The organism is Shewanella sp. GD03713 (assembly GCF_029843705.1).
In the GTDB taxonomy this organism is placed as follows: Bacteria; Pseudomonadota; Gammaproteobacteria; order Enterobacterales; family Shewanellaceae; genus Shewanella.
The window spans coordinates 939,899-957,293 of record NZ_JAOCIW010000001.1 but is presented as its reverse complement, the minus strand read 5'-3'; the positions used below and the strand labels follow the sequence as shown (position 1 = coordinate 957,293).

Here is a 17,395-nt window from a genome sequence, read left to right as displayed (position 1 = left end):
CTTAGATCTGTTGGTTTAAGACATTGTTGAGGGTTGAGGGCTTGAAACCCTAAGCATCATATCCTGCTAAGTCCTGCATCGCAGGCTTAAGCACTGGTTATGCCTCCGCCGGTAAGCGAATACCCACATTGGTGACTTTGCCTTCATAGAGCCCTGCAACCACCCAATGCAACGACTGCCATAGGAACTGATCCCCAAGTACCGGATGTGAACCTAATTCTGCCGCCACTAAATCCGCGACCGTCATATCACCTGTTGCTTCGTCTAACTCCAGACCATAAATCGGCGCTAGATCCAGCAGCTTAACCTCGGTATCGATAAAGAAGTCACCGAAGAAACGTGGTACTTCTTTGGTTTCGGGCGCCTGACTAAAGAGGTTACTCAAGGCCTCTAGGCTCTTCTCTTGCCCGAGCACACACAATATATCACCCGCTTCTAGGCAGGTACTGCCCGATGGATGCAACAGTGTGTTTTGACGAAATACCGCCGCAATCCGCGTGCCATCCGGCATAGAGAGACGTTTAAGCGGCTCGCCGATACACCATTTGTTTTCACTCAGATGGTACACAAACACTTCCCACTCGCTGCTCGGGTAAATTTCGACCCCAGAGCGTGAAATCGGTAATGGCTTAGGCGGTAACTCCACCTTAGCTAAACGCGCCGCCGTGGTAAGTGATGCCCCTTGCACTAGCAGTGACACTAACACTACGAAGAATGCCAAGTTAAAATACAGCTGAGCGCCCGGTAATCCCGCCATCATAGGGAATACCGCTAAAATAATCGGCACGGCGCCACGAAGCCCAACCCAAGAGATAAACCAACGGTCACGACTGCTAAAACTCTTAAAGGGCAACAAGCTTAGCCAAACGGCTAACGGTCTGGCAAACAGGATCATCCCAAAGGCTAACGCCAAGCCCGGCAGCCAAATATCTAACAAGTCAGATGGTGTGAGCAGCAGCCCTAATACGAGGAACATACCGATTTGGCTGACCCAGGTCATGCCATCCAACACGTTTAAGATTGAATGGCGACCACGGGTAGGCTTGTTGCCAAGGAATAAACCGACTAAGTAAATCGACAGGATGCCGCTGCCGCCAAGTTTGTTCGACGCGGCATAAATCATCAGACCGCCACTGAGCACTAAAATTGAATACAAACCTTCGGCAAGCTTGCTTAAATTAACCAACTTCCATAGCAGCCAACCGCCACCGAGGCCGAGGAAAATCCCCAAGCCAAACTGTTTGATAAAGCTTATCAGCATAAAGCTTGCGGATAGCTCGGCGTCCACATTCGCGAGGATGGCAATCAGAGTTACGGTTAAAAACACCGCCATAGGGTCGTTGCTGCCCGATTCGATTTCCAGTGTCGCGCCTACACGTTCGTTAAGGCTACGTCCCTTTAATAGTGAGAATACCGCCGCCGCATCGGTGGAGCCGACAATTGCCCCCACAAGCAAGCCTTGCAACCAGTGTAGGTCAAATAACCATGCGGCCATCACGCCCGTGATACTGGTGGTAATAGCGACCCCAAAGGTCGCCAGCGATAATGCTGGCCACAGTGCCACCCTAAAGCTCGCGACCCGCGTGCGCATACCGCCATCGAGCAAGATAATGGCTAAGGCTAAGTTACTGACAAGATAAGCGGTTGAGTAGTCGTCAAACAGAATGCCGCCGGGACCATCCTCCCCGGCTAAAATCCCTACAGCGAGGAAAATTAATAAGATAGGGATACCCAAGCGCGAAGACACGGGACTTAACAAAACACTCACAGCGGCAAGCAAGGCACCGATCAGAAAAAAACTATTGATGGAATCTGCATCCACACATGCCTCCTTAAATACAAGAGTGTTTAGTTAAACGATAAAGAAATCACCTAGATTAAAAATGACTCAATTGAAAATTTTTGTGTTTCTATACTAGCATAAAAAATGCAAATTAATGGAGTTTTAAATATTAAATTTCAAACATCTACATCCAAATCTTCAGTGAAAGGCCATTTTGACTAACTTTTACATAAAAACCAGTACAACCACAAACGCCTACCGAACATGAACCCAAGCTCATAAACAAGATAAAATCTATATTTATCAATATATTTTAAAATTTCATTCCATATAAACTCACTGTATACCGCCAAAATCGCGAGGATAACCATATAAAAATATGCTGTATTCGCTAAAAGTCGGCTTAAGTCCAGTTAAACTCTGCAATAACTTGAAAGCATAGATAAAATCACCTTTTCCATTGTGTTATCGACATACAAGCCTCTAAAGATGTCATAAAGACAATCACTGTCATATCAACAATCAACATTCAGTATCAAAAAGACAATCAAGCATAGGGTAAAATTTATATTCTTCTTTATTTTCAACAACAAAAAGGTTTGGCACGTATTACGCAATAGCAGGTGAAACGTATCAAAATGACGTTGCATCAAGGAGACTTATGAGCAAACAAAAACTCACCGCTATCGCACTGTTAGTTGTGCTGATTGCTTCATTCACTGTCCTGCTGAGCATCGGCAGTGAAATTTATCGGGAAAAACCGCCGATCCCCACTGCATTTACCGATGTAAATGGTCAGGTTGTGTTTAGCGAAAATGATATCGAACAAGGTCAATTGGTCTGGCGCTCCATGGGCGGCCATCAACTGGGTTCGGTTTGGGGACATGGCTCTTATGTTGCCCCCGATTGGACCGCTGACTGGTTACACAGAGAAGCCGAAGCTTGGCTCGATATTCGCGCTGAGCAGCAATATCAAACGCCGTTTGCCCAATTAAACTCCCAACAAAAGGCTGGGCTTGAGCAGGCATTAAGGGAAGATTTACGCCATAACAGCGTCGAGCCACAGGCCGATGGCACTGTGCTGATCCGCTTGTCCGACACTCGTATCGAGGCGATAAATAAGGTCGAGCAGCATTATTTATCCCTGTTTGGCAGCGATCCAGAACTCAGCAACCTTCGTGAACAATACGCCATGAAAGAAGGCACTGTGCCCGATCTAGTGCGCCGCGAACAACTCAATGCATTTCTCTTTTGGGGAGCCTGGGCGGCAATCACCGAGCGCCCCGATGCCCCCTATACCTACACCAATAACTGGCCCTTCGATCCCCAACTAGGCAATACACCGACCTCGGATAATATCGTCTGGTCGATACTCAGTATTGTGACCTTAATTGCGGGGATTGGCGGATTGATCTGGCACCATGCGAGCGGCAAGCATGAAAGCCTGCCCAAGCCCTCGGAGCAAGATCCGCTGTTTTTCACTAAACCCACCGCCTCACAAAAAGCCGTCGGCAAATACTTCATCACGGCAATAGGACTGTTCTTACTGCAAATTTTACTCGGCGGGATCACAGCCCACTATGCGGTTGAAGGCCAAGAGTTTTACGGTTTACCGATTTCAGAAATACTGCCCTACTCAGTGACTCGTACCTGGCACACCCAATTAGCGGTATTTTGGATAGCCACGGTCTGGTTAGGTACTGGGCTGTATATTGCTCCCGCCTTATCGGGTTATGAGCCTAAATATCAGCGTCTCGGCGTTAACGTACTCTGGGTAGCCTTAGTCGTCGTGGTGCTTGGCTCCATGGCGGGCGAATGGATTGGGGTGCAGCAGTATTTTGACCTCGATATGAACTTCCTCTTTGGTCATCAAGGATATGAGTACATAGATCTTGGCCGAGTATGGCAAATCTTACTCCTCGTCGGATTATTGATTTGGCTTGCCTTAGTCACCGCAGCCATCAAACCCGCCCTTAAAGTGCAAGGCGAGATGCGCCCTGTGATTTGGGTACTCTATGCCTCTTGCGTGGCAATTGGTTTGTTCTATGGCGCAGGCCTCTTTATGGGTAAACACGCCAACTTAGCGATTGCAGAATATTGGCGTTGGTGGGTAGTGCACCTGTGGGTTGAGGGCTTCTTCGAGACCTTTGCCACCGCCGTTATCGCCTTGATGTTGGTACGTTTAGGGTTAATCCGCGGTCGCAGTGCCAACGGTGCGGTGTTATTTACAACGGTGATCTTCTTAACCGGAGGTTTGATTGGCACCCTACACCACCTCTACTTTACTGGCACCCCGACCTCAGTGATCGCCTGGGGCGCCATCTTCTCCGCCTTAGAAGTCGTTCCCCTCGCCATTATTGGTTTTGAAGCGATGGAAACCTACCGTCTGCGTAAAGCCAGTGGCTGGATGCAACGTTATCACTGGACGATAATGTTCTTTGTGGCGACCGCGTTTTGGAACTTAGTCGGAGCAGGTATGCTGGGCTTCTTAATCAATCCACCTATCTCGCTCTATTACATTCAAGGATTAAACACCACGGCCACCCATGGTCACGCCGCCTTTATGGGCGTGTACGGTATGCTGGGCATGGGCTTGATGCTCTTCTGTCTGCGGGGCCTCACCGGCAATATGCAGTGGAATGACAAAATACTCAAAGGCGCCTTCTGGAGCCTCAACATTGGCCTAGCAGCTATGGTGTTCATGTCGTTATTACCCGTGGGGATTACGCAGTTTTTTGCCGTCATCGACCATGGATACTGGTTCGCCCGCTCACCAGAAGTGATCCATAGTCCACTGGTTGAAAAGCTGGTTTGGATGCGTATGTTTGGAGATATAATCTTCAGTATCGGCGGTCTCTTAATGGGTGCCTTCTTAATCGATTTGATAAGAAAAGCCCTGAATAAACCGGCCAAAGTGCAACAGGAAGTTTTACAAACAAATCACTAATCACAACGATTAATCCTGTCTGACCAAGGTGCCGTTTAGGCACCTTGGTTGCTTAGTTTGATGGCCTGCGCCGTTTATCGTTTACCACGCTTTTATAGCCTTACCGCATTAACGGTTAGCAGTGTCTAAACAACCTGTGTCAATATAACAATCAATGCTATAAATCAGGGGAACCTCGCTGCAGGAGTTTTTATGGCCCTAAGTCAAACTGACCTTACCCGTATCGCACTGGATATCACCTCTGGTTTAGCCCACAGAGACCGCTTCTCACGCTTGCTCGATACGGTGAGAGCTAACCTGCACTGTGACGCGGCAGCGCTACTCACCTTCCATGGACACTATTTTACCCCGCTTGCCATCGACGGTTTGAACGAGGATGTGCTCGGCAGACGCTTTATCCTGAATGAACATCCAAGGCTTGAGGCCATTGCCCGGGCGGGGGATATAGTGCGCTTTCCAGCCGACAGTGAACTTGCCGATCCCTACGATGGCTTGATCCCCAATCAAACCGGGGCATTGAAGGTCCATGCCTGTATCGGACTGCCCTTATTTGCCGACGAACAGCTTATCGGTGCCGTGACTATCGATGCCTTTAATCCCCTGCAGTTCGACCAATTCAGCAATACTGAGCTTCGCAGCTTAAGTGCGATTGCCGCCGCATCCTTAAGCAACGCCCTGCTGGTTGAAAAGTTGGAGCGCATGGCACTCAATAGCCACTCGACCCATGTGCAGGAAAAGAGCCCGAACCTTAACCACGATGCCGAAATCATCGGTAACTCGCCCCAGATGCAAAGCTTGAATCGAGAGATAGAAGTTGTTGCCCATAGCGACCTTAACGTACTGATTTTAGGCGAGACTGGAACAGGCAAAGAGTTAGTTGCACAGGCAATACACCAAAAGTCCGCGAGACAGCACAAACCCTTGGTTTATCTCAATTGCGCGGCGCTTCCTGAATCGGTTGCCGAGAGTGAACTTTTTGGCCATATCAAAGGCGCGTTTACCGGCGCCATCAGCCATCGCAGTGGTAAGTTTGAAATGGCCGATAAGGGCACACTCTTTCTAGACGAGATTGGCGAGCTTCCGCTCACCCTTCAGGCTAAGTTGCTGCGGGTCTTACAATATGGCGACATTCAAAAAGTGGGGGATGATCGCAGTCTTAAAGTCGATGTGCGTATCATTGCCGCCACCAATAAGGATCTGAAGACAGAAGTGCTGGCTGGTCGCTTTAGGGCCGATCTTTACCATAGGTTGAGCGTGTTTCCCCTGCTGGTGCCGCCCCTGCGCGAGCGCGAGCAGGACATCACCTTGTTGAGCGGATTCTTTGCCGAGCGATATCGACAAAAACTCGGGATGAAACAACTTAACTTCAGCCCCAGTAGTTTAATCTTGCTCAATCAATATACCTGGCCGGGCAATGTGCGCGAGCTCGAGCACGCCATTCACAGGGCGACCGTGCTGGCGCGCGTCTCGGCACAGGATGGCTGCTGCACCATAGCGCCACAACATTTTGATTTACCGTTTAAACAAAGTCATTCAGAAACAAGCGCATCGACAAGTTTAAGCGTAAACGAAACACAGCATCGCCCGCAGGAATGCGCCAGTTTAGCCCAAGCGACCGACACCTTTCAGCGGGACTTCATCAAACAAGTGCTCAGTGTACATAACGGCAATTGGGCCGCTTCGGCCAGAGCCTTAGGACTCGACCCAGGCAATCTGCATCGCCTCGCAAAACGCTTAAGGCTAAAATAAGTGATAAATACGCCGTACGGATCATATTTCAGTTGAAATAATGGCCAAAATAAGGAAGGATGCGAGCTTCGCGCGCCAGTGCACTTTGCCCGACAATTTGCCGCCCTGTTTTGGGGAGAAAAAGCCGCGTAAAACAGGTTATTTTATTAACAGGAATCGTAGTATCCGCTTATGAGTATGCTTCGCACCACAGCTTTATTATTGACTCTGGTTTTTCCGAGTCTTTCCGCTTTAGCAACGGAATACCCTTTACCGTCTTCGAAGAGTCGGTTGGTTGGCGAAAACCTGTATTACACAGTGCCAGAGGGTAAACACACCCTCGAAGATATTGCCGCTAAATTCCAACTCGGTCTAAGCAACTTGCTGGAAGCAAACCCTGGCGTGGATCCTTTCCTACCAACACCAGGCAGCAAGCTATTAATTCCTCAACAGCTCATTCTGCCCAATGCGCCGCGTGAAGGCATAGTGATCAACGTTGCTGAAATGCGCCTGTATTACTATCCAAAAGGTAAGAACACCGTTGAAGTGCTGCCCATCGGTATTGGTCAGATTGGTAAAGATACCCCTGAAAACTGGGTCACCAGTGTTCAACGTAAACGCGCTAACCCAACTTGGACACCAACCCCACGTATTCGTAAAGAATATGCCGCAAGGGGCGAAATTCTGCCTGCTGTATGGCCAGCCGGTCCCGATAACCCAATGGGACTCTACGCGCTCTACATAGGTAACTTGTATGCCATCCATGGTACCAACGCCAGCTTCGGTATTGGTTTACGTGTCAGCCAAGGCTGCGTACGTTTACGCCACGATGACATTGAACACTTATTCAAAACGGTTCCAGTGGGTACCCGAGTACAATTTGTGAACCAACCGATTAAAGCGACCGAAGAGCCAGACGGTAAGCGCTACTTAGCCGTGCACCAACCACTGTCACGCACCATTGCCGAGTTTGAATCAGAAGAGCCCGTCTCTCTGACCCTACCGAAAGACATCGCCAAGTTTATTGCCAAGGCCGATACTGATTCAGCAGTGATTAAAAAGCTGCTCGATGAACGTACAGGCGTGCCAACGATTATTAATCAATAATCGGCAACCAGTAATAGATTGCAGCGGTTGATGCCGCTGCGCCCATAAAAATACCCGCCTAGGCGGGTATTTTTGTTTCAATCGAAATGAACTTATCGAATCAATCGCATAATGGTGCGCAAAGGGCCAAGAAATGAGTCATTGCCGCGCTATTTGCCAAGATACGTTGGTCGAAGTTTTGCAGTGCAGGGGTTTCGGTACAGGCACCGACACGTGCGCCGCTACGCACTAAACACGCCTCAAATGAGGTATCGAAGTGATTGAAAATGAGGCCATCTTTAACAGGGCAACCATCAATCTCACCGTCGGCGGCGATAGGGAAATAGCCCCCTAAGGTATCGCGTAAATCGAGACTAAAACGTCCCGGCACTTGGCTTGGCTCGAAGGAATACACATAAGCCTCACGGCTCAGTACGTCCTCATGGCAGGTTAAAATACCGTCACGGCTCGCCGCGATGAGTAACTGCGCATGATCTAACAGCAGCTTACCTTCCACCGAGGTGCTCTCGTTGGCCTTAGGTTTACCGTTTTCAAACACGAAGCCACGGTTAGGGTTTTCACCAAACTTGTTAAATCTGTGGCCACGCTTAAAGCCGGTTGGGTTCACCAGAGGCAGAATGCTCAAATTCACCCGTTCGAATAAATCGGCCGATGCCTCACTTAAAAAGTGCAGTAAGCCCCAAGGGCCAGCCGATTCTTCGCCGTGAAACCCTGCGCTGATCAATAACGAAGGTAAGCCAGATTTGGCGGCGGGAGATTGATACAGACTGACGCTGTACTTGCCGACTTCACCGAGTTTTTTCTCAACCATCCCCAAACGGGACATTTCCTGCTCAAGCTGTAGATAAAAATTATCGATATCTGTGCTTTCACAGTTAAAAATATCGCTTTTCCACTGAAAGGATTCGAACGGAGATCTGCTTACCATATCTTGTACTTATGCCAGAAAAAGAACTGTGCCATCATAGCAGTTCTTTTAAAAAACTGAATGCTATTCAACTGATTTAGATGAAATCAGAGGAGTGGGCTAAGCTGCTCACACAAGCACACAGATGAAAGCCTTCAGCGGGTAATTTAGATAGGATGCTAAATGAGACCATACCTTAGCGGTTATTTCGGCCTAGTTATCGCGTTGCTTAGCCCTTCGCTTAAGGCGCAGTGCCAGATAACGGGCGCCGAGCGCCTGTATCAACTCGAGTCGCAAATTGAGACTTACACTTTGGCCAATGGCCTCACGGTACACCTCTTGCCGCAAGCGGATATGCATACCTTGAGCATTGCCAGCCAGTTTAATGTCGGCGCGCGCAATGAGGCCAAGGGCCAAACGGGCTATGCGCACTTATTCGAGCACATGCTCTTCAAGGGCAGCGAGCAGGCTCCCGGCGACAGCTATGCCCAGCAGTTAAGTGCTCTTGGGGCGCGTTTTAACGCCAGTACCCACTTCGATTACACCAATTATTACGTCACTCTTCCCAGCCAAGCCCTTAACTTAGGGCTGTTCCTCGAGGGCGATCGTTTTATTCGCCCCGATTTGAACCAGACTACGGTGAAAAATCAGCAGGAAACCGTGCTCCAAGAAATGGCGCAAACCATAGATAACCAGCCCTATGTGCGCAGTGCGATGGAGTTTCTGCTAGAGCAGGTTAAGGATACGCCCTATGGCCACGGCATTATTGGCAGCCGCGAGGATATTACCGAGGCGAGTCCCGAGCGTTTAACCGCCTTTCACCGCGACCATTATCGCCCCGATGCGATGCAGTTATCCTTAGTCGGCAAGCTTCCCTCCGACGTTAAGTCGCTTATAGCACAATACTTTAATGCTTGGCCCACGCCTGATCAGCCCATAGCCGAATTTGATGAGCTGAAAATCACTCCCAAACCCGTGCATGCAGAGCTTATCGATGAGCGCGGTCCTTGGCCTGGCTTACTGCTCGCCTGGCATACTGTGGGTAAAAATCATCCCGACGCTGCCGCTATTCGCCTGCTCGAAGGCAATTTATTCCAAAATACCCGCAGCGCCATAGCGCAAATCAGCCAGCACGATCCGGCACAAATGTTGAGTTATTCATTGCCCTTTGAGCTGAAAAATCATGGCATGACCAATCTGGTCTTAGTGCCTAGGGCCAAAACCTCCCTCGATGACTTAACGGAAAAGGTTTTAAGCGTGGTTGCTAAAGTGCAGCAGACACCATTGAGCGACGCAGAACTGTGCCAACTTAAACAAAGCTGGTTGAACAATCAGTTAGCGCTGCTCGATAACACTCAATCGCTCGCCACCCTGTTATCCGCCACGGCGAAACAAGACCAAATGCATCCTTTAACGGCCCAGTGGCAACGGATTAACTCCGTTAGTGCAGAGGATATTCAACGGGTTGCCACGCGATACTTTACCACCGATATGGTCAGGGTTGACCTGTTACCGCCTTGGTATATCCGCGTAGGAAAGACATTGCTGGAGTGGCTGCCATCGAGTATGAGCGATAGCCTTGAGGACGCGGTACTATGATAAAAACGATTCCATTCACTAGATTGGCAATAGTGCAAAATCTCCTTAAAGGCCTAAAAGCCATGAGTCTTGGCCTTATCGGTATCACGCTAATGGCCTGCCAACAGACCCAGCTTAACTTTACCGCCACCCAAGCGCCCAGCTTGGCAAGCTTCGATACCCCAACTCAACAACCAGAGGTGGGGCTGATCCGCCTGCCCACGGAACCGACTTTTATCGATATTGTGCCCGATGGCCTAACACTCCCCTACCAGCTCCACACAGCAAACAGCAGCCAAGGGCTGAGTAATAGGGTGAGCCTGGTAGCCATCAGTCCCAGCATGCCCTTCGAAAATCCAGATATTTTACAGTTCGCCCTGCAGGAAAAGGCCCGTAGTCTGGCGCTCAACCAACCCGATGCCTGCATTGAAACCTTCGAGACTCGCGTTACCCTACACAGTATCAATCTGAGCCTAGCCTGCCCTAGGCCGGTTAATCACCTCTACCGCCTATTGATACAGTTTTGGCAAGCCGATGCGTTTAGCGAACATGCCGTGGCAGCGGTCGATATCGACAATATCCGCCGCCAATTGAAACTCAATAAGCACTTGAATGCCTTTAGTGGCGCCGAAATTGATAAAGTCTGGCGCGATAAACTCCTTGGGGCGGCGCATCCCTATAATCAGAGCATTAATAATCAGGCACTGTACGACTCACTCACCTTAAGTGAACTATCGCAATTGCAGCAGCGCACGTTTGCCCAAGCACAGTGGCACCTGTTTTTAGAAAGCACAGAGGCCGAAGAAGCCGAGTTTGATCTCAAGCAAAGCCTCGCCCTGTGGCCGGGTGATACAAACTTAAGCATGTCCACGGGGCCAACTAAAGCAAAACCCCTTAATCGAGCGACTTCGTCGATAAAGCAGTCACACACTATCTATCTGATTGATGCGCCGGGCAGCGTACAGACTCAGGTACGGATCGGTTATGCCCTCGACGATAAACACCTGTCTGCTCAGGATATTCCGCTCGCTTGCCGCAGTTTGGCCGCCATCTTGGGACGCAGCTTTTCGGGTCGGCTCTATTACGACTTGCGTGAACAGCGAGGCTTAACCTATGGAGTCTATGGCCAATGCGCTAATGCGCCGCTCGCCACCAGCATTAAGTTTTATGGCAGTACGGCGATAGAACACACGGGCGCCTTTGTGGTGGGGATTTTAGATCATCTCAAGCTGCTAGCCTCAGCGCCAGCGAGCGATGGGGAAATTGCCGCCCTTAAAACCTATCTGATTGGCGAAGCGCTGTTAACCCAAGACAATCCCAGCCAACGTGAAACCCAGTTTATTCATCAACTCGTGTTGGGATTAGATCCCCAGTCGAACCAAGCGATGAACGCTAAGCTGCAGGATCTGACACCAGTACAGTTACAGCAATTAACCCAGCAAGCCTTTAGCGGTGAACCTCTGGTGATTTTACGGGGGGATGTCGATAGGATAACGACCGATCTCACCCACAAGCTGCCGGGCTGGCAGCTAGAGGTGGTCAAAGTAAACGATTAATTTTTAGAGTTTACCGCTAGGTACATCGCTCGCCGTGCCCTGTTGTAACATCTGGGCATGGCCTTGCTCCATTTGCGCTAAGTCTTCCATGGCGGCGCCAGACTCCATATTAGGATGCATTTCGTCTTGATGTTCTGGATTGCTGTCATCGTGGCTATCCTTGGCGAGCGTGTCATCTTTCACGGGGGATTGCAGCAGAGTTTCACCATTCAAGGCATCGCCCTGCGCAGTATTTGCTGTAATGGCCGCTGGTTGACCAAAGGTGCTTACCCAAGTAGTTAACTTTGCCGATGTTATGACACTGACCAGCACAATGACGGCTGCGGCCGCTGCGCCATAGGGTAACCATTTGCGCGCACCCGGCTGATTATCCCGAGCATACAAGGCGTTAGTCTGAGCGGTGTTGGTATTTTTGGCTGCGCCCTCTGGCGCTAAGGTTTGTAATAGCTCGGGTAGATGTTCCAGCTCTTGGCCGATAACACGCTGACCGATAAATTGCCCGCCTTCATAAATTTCTAATTGGTGGCTAAGCACTTCGCCCTCGACCGTGCCAGAGCTTACAATCACTAATTTATTGCAACGCACCTTGCCGCGAAAAACGCCGCAGACTTTCAGTTCATCACAGCTGAGCTCACCCGAAACTTCGCCACCAAGCTCGATCTTAATCTGTCCGGCGCAGCGGATACTTCCCACTAATTTCCCCGCAACTAATGCCGTGCCTGCCAGTTGCATCTCGCCCTCAATGGAGGTTGAGGCACTGATAAAAGTGACACCATTACCTTTGCTACCCATAGGTTTAATTCCATCTCATTATTTTTGTGAAAAAGATGTTAAGTGAAAATACCTGAAGAATAAAGCATTGGATTCCTTTGATATTTGACTTGAGTCGGTTTTAGGTAAGATTTTAGTCCACTGCTTAACTGTGTTAGGCTGGCAAGGTTTTTCAGCAGATTTAGGCCCAACATCAGCCCAAGCTTGCTGCCGCAAAGGGATAACACTGACTCAATCGATGACAAATTCCATGGTCTTAAACCCGCTCACAATTGCAACAGCTACCCTATCACCTCAGGCCATTTATCAGGCAAAGATCGGCGCCGAGCTGATTGAGGATCCCGCGCAGGCACAGGCAGTACTCGCCTTAGATAAGCTGTATCAGCAGATCTGTGGCCAAACAGATGCTCAGCCAATCAAAGGCTTATATTTGTGGGGCGATGTCGGCCGTGGTAAAACCTTTCTGATGGATTTGTTCTTCGATTCCCTGCCACAACAGGGAAAGCTTAGGTTGCACTTTCATCGCTTTATGGCGCGGGTACACCAAGCCTTAAAGGAACATGCAGGGCAGCGCGATCCCCTTAAGTTGATCGCAAAAAATTTAGCGCAGGAGTGCAAGGTACTCTGTTTCGATGAGTTTTTTGTCTCAGACATAGGGGATGCCATGATCCTCGCTGGTTTGTTTGAAACCTTGTTTGCCCAAGGGGTCGTGTTAGTTGCCACATCCAACATTCCCATCGAGCGCTTATATGAAAATGGTCTCGCCAGACACAGATTTTTACCCTGCATTGCACTGCTCCAGGTCCATACCCAAATGCTGCATTTGAATGGCGAGCAAGACCACAGGTTGCACGCCTTGAATCACGAGCCGTCGGCAGAGGCCATTGCCGCCACCTCAAAGAATATTGGCCTGACTGGCACACTGAATTTCGAGGCCATTTTCACGGCGCTGACGCATGGTGCGCCCGCGTTTGAAACCAGCACGTTGCGCATCTGTCAGCGGGATATTCCTGTCCTGCGCGCCACTGCTGAAGGCCAGCAGCCTTCGGTCGCCTGGTTTGATTTTCATGCCCTGTGCGATGGCCCGCGCTCGCAACTCGACTATATTGAAATTGCAAGCCGATTTAAGGTGTTAATGCTGAGTAATGTGCCCAGACTCGGGGGCGAAGTAAAAGGTTGGATCCGCGCCCGCGGCACTGAAGATGGCACAGGCGACAACCAAGCGGCCACCACGGGAGAGCGGCAACTGTCCTACGCCGCCAACGATGATCCAGCGCGGCGTTTTATCAGCCTTATCGATGAGTTATATGATCAAGGGGTGAGCTTATATTTAAGTTGCGAAGTGCCACTGAGCGAACTCTACCAAGGCGGCGCCCTCAGTTTTGAGTTTCGCCGTACCTATAGTCGGCTCATTGAAATGAGCCAGCAAAGAGTAGAATGAGGCGTCCCGCAATGGGCACGATTAACATCAGCAAGAAAGTGATATCAAGATGAATATTGGTGAATTATCCCAAAAGACCGGACTTGCGGCGTCGCGGTTCCGATTCTACGAACGCATTGGTTTACTCAAAGCGGTGAAACGTAAAGCGAATGGTTATCGCAGTTATCCACCTGAGGCAGTGATGGCGCTCGAGATGATCACCACCGGGCAACAGGCGGGATTTAGCCTCGATGAACTGCGGTTATTACTGCCAGCCGATCTGGCCAACTGGGATCATCAGCATTTACTCAATACGCTGCGGCAAAAGGTCAACGATCTCGAAGAAATCGAGCGAAAAATCGCACTCAACAAAGCCAAGTTATTGGAGGTCTTAACCGAAATTGAAGCTAAACCCCAAGATATGGACTGCCAAACCAATGCGCAGCGGGTGATGTCGCAATTCGGTTGGGATATTTTATCCACTCAATCGCAGCCAAAGTCCAAATAACCCGATCACTGAAAAGCCTCACATCGAAGACAATAACGGCACCCTCTTTTTGGCCACCACTTTGCTGGCTGCGGATTTAGCCCAGATGCGTCACCACATTCCAACTAACTTCTTTATTCTTATAGCATCACTAGGTGCGCTTTAAGCTCAAGCGAATAAATCCCAAGATTGGCTATTGACCTTAAACTTAGCTTTAACCTTAGGATAGTGGCAAACGAGTCATCCCTTTGGAGAAAACATGAGACAAACCATACTCGGAGCCAATGGCCAAATCGGCAGAGAACTAGCCCTTAGCCTTAACCGCGAGTTTGACTGTGACATTCGCCTTGTTAGCCGTAAACCGCAAAAAGTGAATGCCACGGACGAGTTAAAGAGCGCCAACCTGCTCGACTTAACACAAACCTTAGCCGCGGTGGAAAGCTCTGACATCGTTTATCTCACGGCGGGACTGCCAATGGATACTCAGCTTTGGGTTAAGCAATGGCCTGTTATCATGGGGAATGTTATCCAGGCCTGTAAGACTCACGGCGCCAAGCTGGTGTATTTCGATAATACCTATATGTATCCGCAAACGGCGGCGCCGCAGCACGAGGATGCAGCATTTGCACCCAATGGTGCCAAAGGCCGCGTGAGGGGCGACATCACCCAAATGTTACTCGATGAGATGAAGGCCGGGCGACTCGAGGCGATGATCTGCCGCGCGCCAGAATTTTACGGCCCAGGCCAAACCCAGAGCATTACCAACACCACGGTTATCGACAATCTCGCCCAAGGGAAAAAGGCCAAAGTGTTTTTACGTGACGATACGAAACGCAGTTTGATTTACACCCCAGATGCCAGCAGCGCCATGGCCTTACTCGGGAATACGCCTGATGCCTATGGACAAACATGGCACTTACCCTGTGATGACAATAGATTGACCTATAAGGAATTCATTACTCTTGCAGCCGACATTTTTAAAGTATCGGCGCGATATACTGTGGTCAAAGAATGGCAACTGTGGCTCGCGGGTAAATTCAACCCCACCATACGTGATGCGGGAGAATTGCTGCCCCGTTATCGCTGCGACAATCTGTTTATTTCTGATAAATTTAAAGCTCGCTTCCCTGATTTTAAGGTCACTCGCTTTGAACAAGGGCTGGCTGAAATCGCCAAGCAACGCAAGTTAATCTAAGAGTATGCTCGATGGCGTCGTGGATAAGTGTGACGCCATCTCATGCATTCACTAACTGGCAGAGAGTAAGAGGCAGAGAGTAAGAGGCAGACGCTTGGGTTATCAGTCGCTAATAGCAACTTTTCCGGCAAGACCGACCAGTAACACGCCGGAAACGCCCTCAAGTCCGCGAGCGTAACGCTTTGAATCGGCTCGATTAAATAGCCAACTGCCACAGGCGGCATATAGCAGGTTAACCAAGGTTGCTAAGCCACTGAAGAGTAAACCTAAGATAAACAGCTGCGTGGCAACCTCGCCCGAGGCGGGGTCGATAAATTGCGGTAAAAACGACAGGAAAAACAGCGCTACCTTAGGATTTAACACACTCACCACCACGCCCTGTAAAAACACATTGGTGTTTGGCGTGGCGTTGTCGCCAATCACGATTCTGCTCTGGCCCTGCCAGCAGGATATCAAGGCTTTTACGCCTAAATACAATAAGTAAGCCGCACCGAGCCATTTCACTATATTAAAGGCCAAGGCCGAACTTAAGATAATGGCGGAGAGCCCCAAGCAAGTGGCCAAGGTATGCACAAAATAACCCGCGCCTAATCCTAACGCCGCTTTAAGCCCACTGGCCATCTTACCCTTCATAGTGTTCGAAACGATGTAGACCACATCGGGCCCGGGGATCAGATTGATTGAGAGGCACGCAATCACAAACATCAGCAACGAATCTAGCTCCATTTATTTTCCTCTGAACATCTGCACCGACATTTTTAGCCTAAACTACCCTATCCCCACTGCCGCGCCAAGATAAGTATCATCCATTAAATCGCTGGCTTAACTGCTGAATATCCGCAGCGACCCACTCAGGTTCAATACAGTCGGCAAGTTGGCTCGCCATAAACGACACTAACTGCATGGCAGCATAGGGTAAGCGCCTATCCTTGCGCCCCACCAGATACCAGTTACTCTCCAGTGGAAATCCGTTCACCGACAATATTGCGGGTTTTTCACGGCCTTCTTGCAGAGTGTGCGCCGAAATCACCGATAATCCTAAGCCCGACGCCACGCTTAAACGAATGGCCTCGTTGCTCTCAATTTGCATAGTGTCACTCAAGGCAATGCCTTGGGCGCTACACCAAGACTCAAACATCAGTCGTGTGGCAGAGCCTGGCTCGCGCATGATAAAGCGCTCTTGTTTCAACTCGCTAAAGCTAAGGTGTTGGCACTTAACCGCCCAGTGGTCCTTAGGGGCTATCAGTTGCAGCGGATTTTTAATGATCCGCGCCGATAACACATGCTCACCACTTGGGGGATGACTAAAGAGATATAAATCATCTTCTTGGCGCTCGAATCGCCCCAAAATATGCGCACGGTTGCCAATATTTAAGGTGACTTTGACCTGCGGAAATTGGCGATAGAAGGCCCCAAGAATCCGAGGCATCACGTATTTTGCAGTGGTCACTAGACCAATATTGATATGGCCCACACTGCCGCCCCTCGCCTGCTGGATAAAGGCATCGAAGTCTTCGAAACGACTCAAGGTATCGCAGGCAACCCGATAGAGCTCTTGCCCAACTAAGGTCGGCTGCATTCGCCCCTCAGCGCTTACCAACAAAGGCTCACCCAAAATATCCGCCAATTTCTTCAGTTGTAGCGAGACAGTTGGTTGAGTGAGATGCAAGGCGCGCGCGGCGGCTGAGATATTGCCAAGCCTGACGACCTGCACATACACCTCGAGCAAACGAAAACTTAAGTGCCGAAGTTTAAGTTGGTCTTGGGATGATTTATCCATAGATTTTTATCTATACCTAATCTGCAAACAATTTATTTTTCAATATAGCGAATTGGGTTCAGAATCTCCAGCCATCGATGCCCGTGGAACTTTCTCGGCGCATCATTCTGTTGATGTCGTTATTAATGAGATACTT

The 17,395-nt window shown here is 49.6% G+C and carries 13 protein-coding genes; 8 read left to right on the top strand and 5 right to left on the bottom strand.

Going from position 1 to position 17,395, the window contains the following annotated elements; translation table 11 throughout:
- Nucleotides 1-97 precede the first annotated feature (97 nt).
- Complete coding sequence (locus N5E87_RS04290; RefSeq protein ID WP_086902080.1) at nucleotides 98-1,822, bottom strand: potassium/proton antiporter; 1,725 nt, start codon at nucleotides 1,820-1,822, stop codon at nucleotides 98-100.
- 622 nt (nucleotides 1,823-2,444) lie between these two features.
- On the opposite strand from N5E87_RS04290, the gene N5E87_RS04285 reads away from it, so the two are divergent.
- From N5E87_RS04285 to N5E87_RS04275, 3 genes are all read left to right on the top strand, one after another.
- Nucleotides 2,445-4,730, top strand: a complete 2,286-nt coding sequence (locus N5E87_RS04285; RefSeq protein WP_279767160.1) for a nitric-oxide reductase large subunit — start codon at nucleotides 2,445-2,447, stop codon at nucleotides 4,728-4,730.
- A 192-nt stretch (nucleotides 4,731-4,922) separates the two neighbouring features.
- Nucleotides 4,923-6,479, top strand: coding sequence for a nitric oxide reductase transcriptional regulator NorR (norR, locus tag N5E87_RS04280; protein ID WP_279767159.1), 1,557 nt, complete (start codon nucleotides 4,923-4,925; stop codon nucleotides 6,477-6,479).
- 171 nt (nucleotides 6,480-6,650) lie between these two features.
- The gene (locus tag N5E87_RS04275; RefSeq protein WP_011625331.1) at nucleotides 6,651-7,565 is read left to right on the top strand and encodes a L,D-transpeptidase family protein; all 915 of its coding nucleotides are present in this window, start codon (nucleotides 6,651-6,653) and stop codon (nucleotides 7,563-7,565) included.
- 100 nt (nucleotides 7,566-7,665) lie between these two features.
- Here the strand turns inward: N5E87_RS04275 and N5E87_RS04270 are convergent, their stop codons facing one another.
- Nucleotides 7,666-8,493, bottom strand: coding sequence for a M14 family metallocarboxypeptidase (locus N5E87_RS04270; protein ID WP_088210999.1), 828 nt, complete (start codon nucleotides 8,491-8,493; stop codon nucleotides 7,666-7,668).
- 162 nt (nucleotides 8,494-8,655) lie between these two features.
- Between N5E87_RS04270 and N5E87_RS04265 the strand changes: the two genes are divergently transcribed.
- Both N5E87_RS04265 and N5E87_RS04260 read left to right on the top strand, forming a co-directional pair.
- Entirely contained in the window at nucleotides 8,656-10,071 is a 1,416-nt protein-coding gene (locus N5E87_RS04265) for a pitrilysin family protein (protein WP_279775117.1), read from the top strand.
- Nucleotides 10,068-11,606 (top strand): insulinase family protein, encoded by a 1,539-nt coding sequence (locus tag N5E87_RS04260; RefSeq protein WP_279775116.1) that lies wholly within the window; start codon nucleotides 10,068-10,070, stop codon nucleotides 11,604-11,606. Before N5E87_RS04265 ends, N5E87_RS04260 begins: the two co-directional genes overlap by 4 nt.
- A 3-nt stretch (nucleotides 11,607-11,609) precedes the next feature.
- Here the strand turns inward: N5E87_RS04260 and N5E87_RS04255 are convergent, their stop codons facing one another.
- Nucleotides 11,610-12,398, bottom strand: a complete 789-nt coding sequence (locus N5E87_RS04255) for a polymer-forming cytoskeletal protein (RefSeq protein ID WP_086902075.1) — start codon at nucleotides 12,396-12,398, stop codon at nucleotides 11,610-11,612.
- 217 nt (nucleotides 12,399-12,615) lie between these two features.
- On the opposite strand from N5E87_RS04255, the gene zapE reads away from it, so the two are divergent.
- The 3 genes from zapE to N5E87_RS04240 all read left to right on the top strand — a co-directional run bounded on the left by zapE (nucleotide 12,616) and on the right by N5E87_RS04240 (nucleotide 15,479).
- Nucleotides 12,616-13,818, top strand: coding sequence for a cell division protein ZapE (zapE, locus tag N5E87_RS04250; protein WP_176370273.1), 1,203 nt, complete (start codon nucleotides 12,616-12,618; stop codon nucleotides 13,816-13,818).
- Between the two features lie 49 nt (nucleotides 13,819-13,867).
- On the top strand, nucleotides 13,868-14,305 hold the full coding sequence (locus N5E87_RS04245; protein ID WP_086902074.1) for a MerR family transcriptional regulator: 438 nt from the start codon (nucleotides 13,868-13,870) through the stop codon (nucleotides 14,303-14,305).
- A 238-nt stretch (nucleotides 14,306-14,543) separates the two neighbouring features.
- Nucleotides 14,544-15,479: an NAD-dependent epimerase/dehydratase family protein gene (locus N5E87_RS04240; protein WP_279775115.1), complete on the top strand. Its 936-nt coding sequence runs from the start codon at nucleotides 14,544-14,546 to the stop codon at nucleotides 15,477-15,479.
- Nucleotides 15,480-15,581: 102 nt separating this feature from the next.
- On the opposite strand, the gene N5E87_RS04235 is transcribed toward N5E87_RS04240, so the two are convergent.
- Together N5E87_RS04235 and N5E87_RS04230 are read right to left on the bottom strand one after the other, a co-directional pair.
- Nucleotides 15,582-16,205: a LysE family translocator gene (locus N5E87_RS04235; RefSeq protein ID WP_086902072.1), complete on the bottom strand. Its 624-nt coding sequence runs from the start codon at nucleotides 16,203-16,205 to the stop codon at nucleotides 15,582-15,584.
- Nucleotides 16,206-16,281: 76 nt separating this feature from the next.
- Nucleotides 16,282-17,259 (bottom strand): LysR family transcriptional regulator, encoded by a 978-nt coding sequence (locus tag N5E87_RS04230; RefSeq protein ID WP_279775114.1) that lies wholly within the window; start codon nucleotides 17,257-17,259, stop codon nucleotides 16,282-16,284.
- Nucleotides 17,260-17,395: the final 136 nt, after the last annotated feature.

Excerpts from the sequence above, each read along its gene's own strand:
- N5E87_RS04285 (WP_279767160.1), top strand. The coding sequence starts at position 2,445 with ATGAGCAAACAAAAACTCACCGCTATCGCACTGTTAGTTGTGCTGATT.
- norR (WP_279767159.1), top strand. The coding sequence starts at position 4,923 with ATGGCCCTAAGTCAAACTGACCTTACCCGTATCGCACTGGATATCACC.
- N5E87_RS04275 (WP_011625331.1), top strand. The coding sequence starts at position 6,651 with ATGAGTATGCTTCGCACCACAGCTTTATTATTGACTCTGGTTTTTCCG.
- N5E87_RS04270 (WP_088210999.1), bottom strand. The coding sequence starts at position 8,493 with ATGGTAAGCAGATCTCCGTTCGAATCCTTTCAGTGGAAAAGCGATATT.
- N5E87_RS04265 (WP_279775117.1), top strand. The coding sequence starts at position 8,656 with ATGAGACCATACCTTAGCGGTTATTTCGGCCTAGTTATCGCGTTGCTT.
- N5E87_RS04260 (WP_279775116.1), top strand. The coding sequence starts at position 10,068 with ATGATAAAAACGATTCCATTCACTAGATTGGCAATAGTGCAAAATCTC.
- N5E87_RS04255 (WP_086902075.1), bottom strand. The coding sequence starts at position 12,398 with ATGGGTAGCAAAGGTAATGGTGTCACTTTTATCAGTGCCTCAACCTCC.
- zapE (WP_176370273.1), top strand. The coding sequence starts at position 12,616 with ATGACAAATTCCATGGTCTTAAACCCGCTCACAATTGCAACAGCTACC.
- N5E87_RS04245 (WP_086902074.1), top strand. The coding sequence starts at position 13,868 with ATGAATATTGGTGAATTATCCCAAAAGACCGGACTTGCGGCGTCGCGG.
- N5E87_RS04240 (WP_279775115.1), top strand. The coding sequence starts at position 14,544 with ATGAGACAAACCATACTCGGAGCCAATGGCCAAATCGGCAGAGAACTA.
- N5E87_RS04235 (WP_086902072.1), bottom strand. The coding sequence starts at position 16,205 with ATGGAGCTAGATTCGTTGCTGATGTTTGTGATTGCGTGCCTCTCAATC.
- N5E87_RS04230 (WP_279775114.1), bottom strand. The coding sequence starts at position 17,259 with ATGGATAAATCATCCCAAGACCAACTTAAACTTCGGCACTTAAGTTTT.